This is a genomic window from Streptomyces sp. NPDC088261 (assembly GCF_044740805.1).
Taxonomy (GTDB): Bacteria; Actinomycetota; Actinomycetes; order Streptomycetales; family Streptomycetaceae; genus Streptomyces.
The window spans coordinates 616,370-629,052 of sequence record NZ_JBIURL010000001.1; the positions used below are offsets into that span (position 1 = coordinate 616,370).

7 protein-coding genes are annotated in these 12,683 nt (G+C 69.5%); 2 read left to right on the forward strand and 5 right to left on the reverse strand.

The features are described from left to right. Positions 1-51: 51 nt before the first annotated feature. Complete coding sequence (murJ, locus tag ACIODU_RS02675) at positions 52-2,253, reverse strand: murein biosynthesis integral membrane protein MurJ (RefSeq protein WP_401763065.1); 2,202 nt, start codon at positions 2,251-2,253, stop codon at positions 52-54. 45 nt (positions 2,254-2,298) lie between these two features. Continuing rightward, positions 2,299-4,614, reverse strand: coding sequence for a DUF6049 family protein (locus ACIODU_RS02680; protein WP_401763067.1), 2,316 nt, complete (start codon positions 4,612-4,614; stop codon positions 2,299-2,301). Positions 4,615-4,826: 212 nt separating this feature from the next. Between ACIODU_RS02680 and ACIODU_RS02685 the strand changes: the two genes are divergently transcribed. Continuing rightward, complete coding sequence (locus ACIODU_RS02685; RefSeq protein WP_401763070.1) at positions 4,827-6,281, forward strand: CCA tRNA nucleotidyltransferase; 1,455 nt, start codon at positions 4,827-4,829, stop codon at positions 6,279-6,281. Between the two features lie 11 nt (positions 6,282-6,292). Here ACIODU_RS02685 and ACIODU_RS02690 read toward each other — a convergent pair whose 3' ends face one another. From ACIODU_RS02690 to ACIODU_RS02700, 3 genes are all read right to left on the reverse strand, one after another. Then, on the reverse strand, positions 6,293-7,606 hold the full coding sequence (locus tag ACIODU_RS02690) for an MFS transporter (protein ID WP_401763072.1): 1,314 nt from the start codon (positions 7,604-7,606) through the stop codon (positions 6,293-6,295). 138 nt (positions 7,607-7,744) lie between these two features. Then, the gene (locus ACIODU_RS02695; RefSeq protein WP_356418111.1) at positions 7,745-8,827 is read right to left on the reverse strand and encodes an inositol-3-phosphate synthase; all 1,083 of its coding nucleotides are present in this window, start codon (positions 8,825-8,827) and stop codon (positions 7,745-7,747) included. 55 nt (positions 8,828-8,882) lie between these two features. Then, a complete protein-coding gene (locus ACIODU_RS02700; protein ID WP_356418109.1) occupies positions 8,883-9,599 on the reverse strand; it encodes a helix-turn-helix transcriptional regulator in 717 nt (238 codons plus the stop codon). Between the two features lie 370 nt (positions 9,600-9,969). Between ACIODU_RS02700 and ACIODU_RS02705 the strand changes: the two genes are divergently transcribed. After that, positions 9,970-12,636, forward strand: coding sequence for a transglycosylase domain-containing protein (locus ACIODU_RS02705; RefSeq protein WP_401763074.1), 2,667 nt, complete (start codon positions 9,970-9,972; stop codon positions 12,634-12,636). Positions 12,637-12,683: the final 47 nt, after the last annotated feature.

The window sequence follows — 12,683 nt, forward strand, 5'->3', positions numbered from 1 at the left end:
GCTATGCACGACACGCGGCGGCCGGTGATGGTTGTGCCCGGCCGCCCCGCTCTAGCGTCCCAGCCGTCCGCGCACCATGCCCACCATGGAGTTGAGTTCTTCGATCCGCATCTTCTTCGCCGCGACGAAGAAGACGGCCAACAGGACCATCCCACCGCCCAGGAGCGCGACCAGCGACGCCCCGGCGCTGCTGCCGAGCGACTGGAGGAGGAAGTAGGCCGCCGCGCCCGCGAGCAGGGCCGCCGGGACGGAGGCCAGGCACAGACGGGCGTACGTCCGCATGACCCGGCCGCCGTCCAGATCCCCGCCGAGGCGCTTCTTGAGCCTGCGCCAGGCGATACCGACCCCGACCGCGTAGGCCAGCCCGTACGAGGCGGCCATGCCGACGACGGCCCAGCGGGAGGGCAGCACCACGTAGCAGAGGGCGGAGGCGCCGGCGTTGACCGCCGCGACGATCACCGTGTTGTAGAAGGGGGTGCGGGTGTCCTCGTACGCGTAGAAGCCGCGCAGCACCACGTACTGCACCGAGTACGGGATCAGCCCGAGGCCGAACGCCATGAGGATGAAGCCCATGGACCGCGCCGACTCCAGGCCGCTCGACGAGAACAGCAGCGTGGACATCGGGACACCCAGCGCCAGGAACGCGAAGGCGATGGGGACGATCGCGACCGCCGAGTTGCGCAGCCCCTGGGAGATGTCGTCGCGCACCGCGCCCGGGTCGTCGTCCTGCGCGGCGCGGGAGATCCGCGGCAGCAGGGCGGCCATGACGGAGACGGTGATGATGGCCTGCGGCATGCCCCAGATCAGCTGGGCGTTGCTGTAGGCCAGGATGCCCGTGCCGTCCTTGCCGGACGCGTGACCGGCCGCGGTCGCCAGCTGGGTGACGACCAGGACGCCCGCCTGGTTGGCGAGGACGAACAGGACCGTCCACTTGGCGAGCTTGACGGTCTTGCCGAGGCCGTGGCCCTTCCAGTCGAACCGGGGACGGAACCGGAACCCGGCCTCGCGCAGGTACGGGATCATCGCCAGGGCCTGCACGGTGAGACCGAGGAGGGTGCCGACGCCCAGCAGCCGCACGCCGTCCGGCGGGATGGTCCGTACCGTCATCTCCGAGGTGTCGGCGGTGCCGTACACCCAGATGAACAGGCCGAACGTGGCGATCACGACGATGTTGTTGAGGACCGGGGTCCACATCATCGCGCCGAACTTCCCGCGCGCGTTGAGGATCTGGCCCATGACCACGTGCACACCCATGAAGAAGATCGTGGGCAGGCAGTAGCGGGCGAAGGTGACGGCCACGTTGTTCGCGGCCGCGTTGCCCGCGATCGTGTCCGACATCAGCTGGATCAGCAGCGGCGCCGCGAAGACCGCCACGGCCACGATGACACCCAGCGCCACCACGACCAGCGTCAGCAGACGGTTGGCGTAGGCCACCCCGCCGTCCTCGTCGTTCTTCATCGACCGCACGAGCTGCGGGACGAAGACGGAGTTCAGACCGCCGCCGACGGTCAGGATGTAGATCATCGTCGGCAGGGTCGCCGCCACCGTGTACGAGTCACCGAGCAGCGCGGCACCCAGCGCGGCGGTGATCACCAGGCTCCGTACAAAACCGGTGAGCCGCGACACCAGCGTGCCCGCGGCCATCAGCGCGCTCGACTTCAGCAGACCCGAGGCCCGTCCACCGGCCTTCGCGGGCGGCGGCGGCACCGGGACCGGCTCGGGCTCCGTCGCGACCGGAGTCCTGGCCAGGCCCTGCTGATCCCGGTACAGGTGCGCGAACGCGTCCGGCGGCGGCGCCTCCGCGCCGGCCTGCGAGACCAGCTCGTCGACCCCCGTGAACTGGGTGGTGCGCGGATCGTCCCCGTACGGCAGATGACGCGACACCCCGGCCGGCTCCGGCGGCGGGGTCTGCGCCCAGACCCGGGGATCCGGCGGGTACTGCTGCGCCGGCGGCTGGTACAGCTGCGTCGTGTCCTGGTACGAGCCCGGAGGCGGCGGCGGGTGCGAGGCGCGGTCGTACAACGCCTCGCTCACCGGATCCTGCGCGGCCACACCCTGCGCCCAGTACGGATCCTGCTGATAGGAGTCCTGGACATAGGGGTCGGGGACCGGGGGATTCTGCGCATAGGGATCCGGGGCATAGGGATCCGGCGTGGCATACGGATCCTGGGCGGGCCTGCCAGAGGGCGGAACCTGGCCTGCCGGATCGCCGGCCGCGCCCTGCCCGCGGTCACCGTCGTACGGCGCGTTCATGGTTACCCCACCTCATCGTCCCCGGCCGACCGGCCACGACATCGCTCAACGGTCCACTTTCTCACCCGTGTCCGACGGGCTTGCGCTTTCCGGTCCGGTGTCCGGTGTCGGGTCACTCCGCTGCCCGGGATCCGCGTCCCCGCCGTCCCCGGGCACGGACGCGCCGTCCCCGGTCACGGCCGCCGCCCTGCGCGCCGCCGTCCGCTTGCGCCGGCTGTACATCTTGACCCCGGCGAGCGCCAGCAGCAGCACCCCGGCGGCCATCACGAGCAGGACCGTCGGGGTGACCTCCGAGACCTTCACGTTGAACGTCATGCTCTTGCCGTACGGCTTGCCGTCCACCGTGTACAGCTGAGCGGTCACCTCGACCCGGCCGTTGGCATTGCCCGCCGCGGAGAACTTCACCGATTGGCTGTGCCCACCGTCGATCTTGATGGGCTGCTCCGCCACGTCCTTGCTGCCGTCGATCTTCAGACGCGTCGGCTGGCCGGACTCCAGGCGCAGCATCAGATGCTCCACCCCCTGGAGCAGGTTGTTCTGCACGGTCACCGGGATGGTCGCGCTGCGCCCCGACAGGGTGAGGTCGGACTTCGGGACCAGCTGCACCTCGTCCGTCAGGATCCGCAGGTACCGGTCCACGCTCCGCCGGTACTGCCCGGCGTCGGTCCGGTCCCCGCGCCACGACGTCGACAGCGAGCGGTTGATCGCGTTGCTGAAGGGCGCGTCGACCCGGTCGGGCAGGCTCAGGACGGCCTTGAACTTGTCGAGCGCGTCCTGGGTGGTCCTGATCTCCTGGAACGCCTGCGTCGGCAGCTCCTGGCCGCGGAGCTTCTTCGGGTAGCGGGAGGCGCCCGGCACCTTCGTATTGGCGTCCGGGTCCGGCTTGGCCGCGGCCGCCGCCGGCAGGTCCGAGGTCTGCGTCCAGCGCTCCGGGTCCAGGCCGTGCAGCGCCCGCGCCATCGACTGCGCCTGGGCGACCGTGGGCATCCGCTGGGGGGCGACCACGATGCTGCGCTGGTTCCCGGGCTGCTGGAGGGTCACCGCGAGGGACTGGGCGAGGAACTTCTGCACCGCGAGGATCGAGTCGTCCGCCGACGTCATGTCGCCCTGAAAGGCGGTGGAGAGCCGGGTGTCGGCCACGACCGCCGTGGTTCCGCCGCCGATGGGCCGGGCCGCGGTGGGTGTGTAGGGCAGGTTGTCCTGGAGGCTGTCGCTGCGGGTGATCACCTTGTGCGCGCCCGCCGACGTCGCCACGTCGACGATCGAGGGATCGATCGCCCCGTTCACCGGCCAGGCGAAATCGACCGACGGCTTCACGTGCAGGATGGTGTCCACGGTGCTCACCGCCGCGTCCGTGGCCGGCTGGAGCTGGCTGAGCGAGCCCGAGACGTCCTTGCCGCGGTGGGCCAGCGACGCCAGGTCGGGATCGGCGAACGGCAGCGCCACGACCTTGCGGTCCTGCACGGCCTTCTCCAGGGAGTTGAGCCACTGCCTGGCCACGGCCTGGCTCTTGCCCGGCACCGTGTTCTTCCCGCTCCTGACCCGGTAGTTGCCGGCCATCGCGTCGGCACTGGCCAGCAGGTCGGGATCGATGACCCAGGTGACGGGAAGCTGATTGCCGAGCGACACCAGCTGATCCAGCCGGCCACCCGGAGCCAGCTCCCCGGCCAGGTCGTCGTTCTCGAAGACCGGCGTCTGCTGGTCGTCGGAGCCGGTCTGCGCCGACATGCGCGTGGTCGAGATCAGCGGCCACAGGTAGGTGATCTGCGTCCGCTTGCGCGTCGCCTCGGGCTGCCAGGGAAGGAAGGTCCGCTGGACGCCCACCACGTGCTCGTACGGGGCGTCCGCCGTGTCCCCGCTCACCGAGACACCGAGTTGGTACACGCCGTCCTCGCCCAGGCCGAGCTTGCCGACCGGGACGGACAGGGAGAAGGTGTACGGCACGCCCGGGGCGAGCTTCGCGAGGTCGACCTGGTACGAGCCGCCGAGCGGCGGCACCTCGGCCGCCGTGTCGGGGGAGCGCTCGGCCGCGTCGTCGATGGCGGTCCGACCGGACAGCGGCGGCCCCACCCGCAGATCCACCCGCGCCTCGGTGACCGGGCTCTTGCTCTTGTTGGTCACCGTGCCCGAGACGACCAGCGTGTCGCCCTTCACCGGAGCACTCGGCGTCAGCGTGTCGAGCGCCACGGTGACTGTACGCGCCCCGGTGGCGGACTCCACCGCGGCCTGGGCCGGGGAAGCCCCCGCACCGGCCGCCAGCGCGCCCAGGAGCGGCGCACCCGCCATCAGGGAGGCTGCGCGCCACAGCCACCGGCGGGCAGGAGAGTGACCCCTCCCCTGGAAGTCTGCCGCCTCGGCCACGCGCTCGCCCGTCCCTCGTCGTCGTCTGCTGCCGTTGGTGGTTGTCGACTGCTGCGTCCACGCATGGTAACGATGTGCGCTGTGGCGAAGTGCTGGGCACCGCCCCACATGATCGGAAGAATCTCATGCCCCGCCCGAAACCCGTGCATCGGAGGCCGGGCCGCCGGAAACGGGGGAGCCCGCACCGGCCGGGACACGTAATCTTTTCTGTTGTGCCGAACGCCAATGAAGACAATCCCAGCGCACTGAACCAGGTGCAGCGCCGTGCGGTCAGCGAACTGCTCCGGGTGTCCCCCGTCGCGGACGACCTCGCACGCCGATTCCAGGATGCCGGATTCACGCTCGCCCTGGTCGGCGGTTCCGTCCGGGACGCCCTCCTCGGCCGGCTCGGCAACGACCTGGACTTCACCACCGACGCCCGCCCCGAGGACGTCCTGAGAATCATCAGGCCGTGGGCGGACTCGGTCTGGGAGGTCGGCATCGCCTTCGGCACGGTCGGCAGCCAGAAGGACGGCTACCAGATCGAGGTCACCACGTACCGCTCCGAGGCCTACGACCGGACCTCACGCAAACCCGAGGTGTCCTACGGGCGGACCATCGAGGAAGACCTCGTCCGCCGCGACTTCACGGTCAACGCGATGGCCGTTGCCCTGCCCGGGAAGGACTTCATCGACCCGCACGGCGGCCGTGACGACCTGGCCGCCCGCGTGCTGCGCACCCCCGGCACCCCCGAGGACTCCTTCTCCGACGACCCGCTGCGCATGCTCCGGGCCGCCCGCTTCGCCGCCCAGCTGGACTTCGAGGTCGCCCCGGACGTCGTCGCCGCCATGAAGGCGATGTCGGAACGGATCGAGATCGTCTCCGCCGAGCGGATCCGCGACGAACTCAACAAGCTGCTCCTCTCCGACCACCCCCGCAAGGGCCTGGCGCTGCTCGTCGACACCGGCCTCGCCGAGCGGATCCTGCCCGAGCTGCCCGCCCTGCGGCTGGAGAGCGACGAGCACCACCGGCACAAGGACGTGTACGAGCACTCACTCACCGTGCTGGAGCAGGCCATCGACCTGGAGGAGGACGGCCCCGACCTCGTCCTGCGGCTGGCCGCGCTGCTCCACGACATCGGCAAGCCCAGGACGCGGCGCTTCGAGAAGGACGGCCGGGTCTCCTTCCACCACCACGAGGTGGTGGGCGCCAAGCTCACCAAGAAGCGCATGACCGCGCTCAAGTACTCCAACGACCTGATCCGTGACGTGTCCCGGCTGGTCGAACTCCACCTGCGGTTCCACGGGTACGGCACCGGCGAGTGGACGGATTCGGCGGTCCGGCGCTACGTCCGCGACGCCGGACCCCTCCTCAGCCGGCTCCACAAGCTGACCCGGTCGGACTGCACCACCCGCAACAAGCGCAAAGCGAACGCCCTCTCCCAGGCCTACGACGGCCTGGAGGACCGGATCGCCCAGCTCCAGGAACAGGAAGAGCTGGAGTCCATCCGGCCCGACCTCGACGGCAACCAGATCATGGAGATCCTGGGCGTCGGCCCCGGACCGGTGATCGGCCGCGCCTACACCTTCCTGCTGGAGCTGCGGCTGGAGAACGGGCCGATGGAACGCGATGCGGCCGTCACCGCCCTCAAGGAGTGGTGGGCCGCCCAGGACTCCGCGCAGGACTGACGGCGGCGGGGTCATGTTTCACGTGAAACATGACCCCCGTCGAGACGTTCCCAGGGCGATGTTTCACGTGAAACATCGCCCTTGCGCGTCATCGCCACGGCGACGGCCGCGTAGAGAAGCGCCACCCCGACCACCAGCGGCGCCGACCGGCCGTCCTGGGGCAGCACCAGCGCGGCCACCCCCGCCGCCGCCACGAAGGCGACGTTGAACAGCACGTCGTACAGCGAGAAGACCCGGCCCCGGAAGGTGTCGTCCACCGCCGTCTGCACCACCGTGTCCGTCGCGATCTTCGCCCCCTGCGTCACCAGGCCGAGGACGAACGCGGCCACCAGCAGCGGCGCGGGCGCGAAGGGCAGCCCCAGAAGCGGCAGCAGCACCGCCGCGGAACCCGCGCACCACACCGTCCAGGCGGCCGTACCGAGCCGCCCCGCCGCCCACGGGGTGAGCACGGCGGCGGCGAAGAACCCGGCCCCGGACACACCGAGGGCCAGGCCGAGCAGCGCCAGCCCGTCCGACTCCCGGTCCGTCCACGCGTACCGGCAGAGCATCAGCAGCATCACCGTCAGCGCCCCGTAGCAGAACCGCATCACCCCCATCGCCGCCAGCGCCCGCGCCGCCGCCGGCCGGCGCGCGAGATGCCGCAGCCCGTCCGCGAGCCCCCGCACGGTGGACGCCACCGCCGCGCCGAACCGCGGCCGGTCCGGCGCCCGTTCGGGGCCCAGCAGCTCACGCGCCATCAGGAGCGAGGCGAGCGCCGCACAGAGATAGAGGACAGCGCCCAGCAGCACCACGGCGGTGGCGGAGTCCAGGACCGTCAGCCGTACGAGGAAGGCCAGACCGCCCCCGGCGGTCGCCGCCAGCGTCCCGGCCGTCGGGGAGAGGGAGTTGGCGACCACCAGGCGCTCCGCGTCCACCACCCGGGGCAGGGCGGCCGAGAGCCCCGCGAGAACGAACCGGTTGACCGCCGTCACCGACAGCGCCGAGACGTAGAACAGCCAGTCCGGCACCTGCGCCAGGATCAGCAGAGCCGTACAGCCGGCCAGCAGGGCGCGCAGCAGGTTCCCGTACAGGAACACCTGCCGGCGCTGCCAGCGGTCCAGCAACACGCCCGCGAACGGGCCGATCAGGGAGTACGGCAGCAGCAGCACCGCCATCGTGGAGGCGATCGCGGCCGGCGAGGTCTGCTTCTCGGGGGAGAAGACGACATAGGTGGCGAGCGCGACCTGGAAGACCCCGTCGGCGGCCTGCGAGAGCAGACGGACGGTCAGCAGGCGGCGGAAGTCACCGAGGCGCAGCAGGACGCGCAGATCACCCACGACGGACATGGAGCCAGCGTCACACACCCGACGGTGACACAGAAGGGACAGGCGGCACAGAAGAGGAGGGTCACCGGGCCGGCGGCCTGGTGACCCTCCTCGATCCTGCTCGATCGTGCTCGAACGGCTTCCGCGAAACGCGGGGTTCTACTTGTCGACCTCGCCGCGGATGAACTTCTCGACGTTCTCACGGGCCTCGTCGTCGAAGTACTGCACCGGCGGGGACTTCATGAAGTACGACGACGCCGAGAGGATCGGGCCGCCGATCCCGCGGTCCTTGGCGATCTTCGCGGCGCGCACGGCGTCGATGATGACCCCCGCGGAGTTCGGGGAGTCCCAGACCTCCAGCTTGTACTCCAGGTTCAGCGGAACGTCACCGAAGGCGCGGCCTTCGAGGCGGACGTAGGCCCACTTGCGGTCGTCGAGCCACGCCACGTAGTCCGACGGGCCGATGTGGACGTTGTCGGCGCCCAGGTCGCGGTCGCGGATCTGCGAGGTGACCGCCTGCGTCTTGGAGATCTTCTTCGACTCCAGGCGCTCACGCTCCAGCATGTTCTTGAAGTCCATGTTGCCGCCGACGTTCAGCTGCATCGTGCGGTCCAGGACCACACCCCGGTCCTCGAAGAGCTTCGCCATCACGCGGTGCGTGATGGTCGCGCCGACCTGGGACTTGATGTCGTCACCGACGATCGGGACACCGGCCTCGGTGAACTTGTCCGCCCACTCCTTCGTACCGGCGATGAAGACCGGGAGGGCGTTGACGAAGGCGACCTTGGCGTCGATGGCGCACTGCGCGTAGTACTTCGCGGCGGCCTCGGAACCGACGGGCAGGTAGCAGACGAGAACGTCCACCTGCCGGTCCCTGAGGGTCTGGACGATGTCGGCCGGCTCGTCGCCGGACTCCTCGATCGTCTCGCGGTAGTACTTGCCCAGGCCGTCCAGCGTGTGGCCACGCTGCACGGTGACGCCGGTGGACGGCACGTCACAGATCTTGATGGTGTTGTTCTCGCTGGCACCGATGGCGTCCGCGAGGTCGAGGCCGACCTTCTTCGCGTCGACATCGAAGGCGGCGACGAACTCGACGTCCCGCACGTGGTACTCGCCGAACTGGACGTGCATCAGACCCGGGACCTTGCCCGCCGGGTCGGCGTCCTTGTAGAACTCGACGCCCTGCACCAGCGAGGCGGCGCAGTTGCCGACGCCGACGATGGCTACGCGAACCGAACCCATTCCGCTTGCTCCCTGTGATCTCAGTGTTCTGATGAGGCCCGCGAGGTGCGGGATCTCATGTGGCCGTGTCGGCGGACGGATCCGGCGGGGCGCCGCGACCCGGGGGCGTACCCCCGGGAGACGCGGTGTCCCGGTGCCGGGGCAGGCCGTCCACCTCCACGGATGTCTCTTCCTGCTCAGCGGGGTCCCCGGGGCCCGACCGTCGCCGGTCCCGCCCCGCCCGCTCGCTCTCGATGAGCTCGTTCAGCCAGCGCACCTCGCGCTCCACGGACTCCATGCCGTGCCGCTGGAGCTCGAGCGTGTAGTCGTCGAGGCGCTCGCGCGTACGGGACAGGGAGGCGCTCATCTTCTCCAGACGCTCCTCCAGCCGGCTGCGGCGGCCTTCCAGCACGCGCATCCGCACCTCACGCTCCGTCTGGCCGAAGAAGGCGAACCGAGCCGCGAAGTGCTCGTCCTCCCAGGCGTCGGGACCGGTGTGCGACAGGAGCTCCTCGAAGTGCTCCTTGCCCGCCGCCGTGAGGCGGTAGACGATTTTCGCCCGGCGGCCCGCCAGGGACGCGGCGAGCGCGTCCTCCGGAGCACTCCCCGGCTCCTCGATCAACCAGCCGCTCGCGACCAGCGTCTTGAGACACGGATAGAGCGTCCCGTAACTGAACGCCCGGAAGATCCCCAGCGACGTATTGAGCCGTTTCCGCAGCTCATAGCCGTGCATGGGGGACTCACGGAGAAGACCGAGGACGGCGAACTCAAGGATGCCCGAGCGTCTGCTCACCCTTCGCCTCCTCCGTCGTTCAGGACCCTTATGCCGTACTGATGTATCGACTCGATACATCACGACGATAGAGGGGAGATGCTCCTGCGACAAGAGGGGACATGGTGAACGGCGTCACATCCTTAATTCTCATCGAGCAACTTGCCTGGTTTGGCATGAACTTCAGCTCTCGGAGGGGTTTGACCGTGCGTAGTCTGTGCGGCATGCAGACCACCGGGGACCCTGGGGTGCGAGTGAACGCCAAGCCACTCGGCCCACCGGATGCATGGCGGATGAGCCCGACACCGGGCCCATCCGTATTGAGGTCGGGGGTACCGGAACTCAACTGCCGCTTCCAGGCGTATGCGCCTGCCCGAGGAGTAGTCGTTCGATGAGCGAGCACCGTCGCAAATCGCCACAGTCGCAGGGTGGCGGACGTGCCGCGGCCAGGCGTGCGGCCCAGCAGCCGTCCGGCCGTCGCGCGGATCATTCCCGTGGAGCCGATTCGGCCGTCCCCTCCGACGCGTACGAGGAGGAGCGCCCCGCCGGGGGCCGCGCCGAGGCCAGGCGCGCCTCGCAGCGCGGCGGCCGGCGCGCCGGACATCCGGAAGGACCACCCGGCCGCGGCCGGGGCGGCCCGCCGCGCAAGAAGCGCCTCATCGACTATCCGCGCCACGACAAGTACGGCTGGCGGCGCTGGACCCCCTCCTGGAAGCTGACCACCGGTCTCTTCCTGGCGTTCTGCGCCTCCCTCATGGGGGCCGCCTCGATCGCGTACGCCATGGTGAAGACGCCGAGCATCGTCGACACCGCGGTGGCCCAGAACAACGTCTACTACTGGGCCGACGGCAGCCAGATGGCGGCCACCGGTGGTGAGGTCAACCGGCAGATCCTCGACTACTCCGAGATCCCGATGGAGATGCAGGAGGCGGTGGTCGCCGCGGAGAACAAGACGTTCTGGGAGGACTCCGGCGTCGACCCCAAGGGCATCGCCCGCGCCTTCGTGAACATGGCCAAGGGCGGCGAGACGCAGGGTGGCTCCACCATCACCCAGCAGTTCGTCAAGAACGCGGTCCTCAACGACCAGAACCAGACCCTGAGCCGCAAGTTCAAGGAGTTGTTCATCTCCATCAAGGTGGGCAACGAGTGGGGCAAGAGAAAGATCATGGCGGGGTACCTGAACTCCTCCTACTACGGACGCGGCGCCTTCGGCCTCCAGGCCGCCGCCCGCACGTACTACGGAGTGGACGCGCAGAAGCTCAACTCCAGCCAGTGCGCCTTCCTCGCCACGCTCCTCAAGGGCGCGACGTACTACGACCCGGCGGGTGCCACGGAGTACGACTCCGCCGCCACCCCCGAGGCCAACCTCAAGCGGGCCTCGGACCGCTGGTCGGGCATCCTCGACGAGCTGGTGGCCGAGAAGAAGCTCACCCCGGCCGAGCGTGCCAAGTACTCCAAGTTCCCGATGCCCGACCCGCTGAAGAAGAACGACAAGCTGGGCGGCCAGACCGGGTACCTGGTCGACCTCGCCAAGTCGTACGTGCTGAACAACACCGACCTCGGCATCGACGCGAAGACGCTGTCCGCGGGCGGCTACGAGATCCACACGACCTTCGAGAAGGACAAGGTCGCGGCTCTCGACAAGGCCGTCAGCAAGGTCTACGACGCGAAGATCGACCCCAAGAAGCGTCCGGAGACCGACACGCACGTCCAGTTCGGCGGCGCCTCCATCGACAACGAGACGGGCGCGATCCTCGCCATCTACGGCGGCCAGGACGCCACCAAGCACTTCACCAACAACGCCAACGAGACCGGCGCCCAGGTCGGATCGACCTTCAAGCCGTTCGTGCTGGCCGCGGCGATGGAGGACGGGGTGCAGGACCCCAAGGGGTCCGGGAAGCGCACGATCGTCGCGCCGGACAAGACGATCTACAACGGCGACAACAAGCTCAAGATCAAGAGGTTCGACGGTTCCATCTGGACCGACAAAGAGGGCAACGAGTGGCGTCAGACCAACGACGGTGGTGAGTCGTTCGGTCCCATCGACCTGCGTGAAGCCATGAAGAAGTCCGCCAACTCCCCGTACGTGCAGCTCGGCATGGACGTCGGCATCCCGCAGGTGAGGCAGGCCGCCATCAGCGCGGGCCTGCTGAACAACGGCTCCATGAACCACAACGACGTCCCGTCGTTCTCCATCGGCATCTCCACGCCGAGCGCCATCCGCATGGCCGGCGCCTACTCCACCTTCGCGTCCAGCGGCAAGCAGCGGGAGCCGTACTCCGTGGAGAAGGTCGTCCAGAAGGGCAAGGCCGTCTACACCCACGAGGGCAAGGTCAAGTCCGCCTTCTCGGCACCGGTCGCGGACACCGTCACGGACGTCCTCAAGACCGTCGTGGAGGACGGCACCGGAAGCAACGCCCAGCTCCCGGGCCACCAGGTCGCCGGCAAGACCGGCACCACCGACGGCAACAAGTCCGCCTGGTTCGTGGGCTACACCAAGCAGATCTCCACCGCGGTCGACATGTACCGGCTCGACGACGACGCGACCAACACGGACCGCAAGTTCGAGGAGATGTTCGGCACCGGCGGGGAGGACAAGATCCACGGAGCCTCCTTCCCCTCCACCATCTGGCGCGACTACATGATGGAAGCCATGAAGGGCAAGAAGCCCCTGCCCTTCCCCGATCCCGAACCCCTCGGCGAAGCCTGGTACGGCGGCGGCGCCAGCCCCAGCCCCACCCCCAGCAAAACCGCCTCGCCCAGCGAGAGCCCCTCCGAGAGCCCCAGCGAAACCCCCTCGGAGACCCCGAGCGAAACCCCCTCCGAAGAACCCTCCCCCTCCGACACCTGCACCAGGCTCTTCGGCTGCGGGGACAACAACGGCGGCCAGAACGGCGGCGGCGACAACGGGGGCGGCAACAACGGCGGCGGCAACAACGGCGGCCAGAACGGCGGCAACACCGGAACCCCGTCCACGACCACCTCACCCCCCGGTGACCCCGGCGGCGGCGGCAACGGCGGCGGCGACGGAGGCATCTTCGGCGGCCAACAGGGCTGACCGCCCCCACGCCGACCACCCGGGGGCCCACCGCCCCCGCCCCGGCA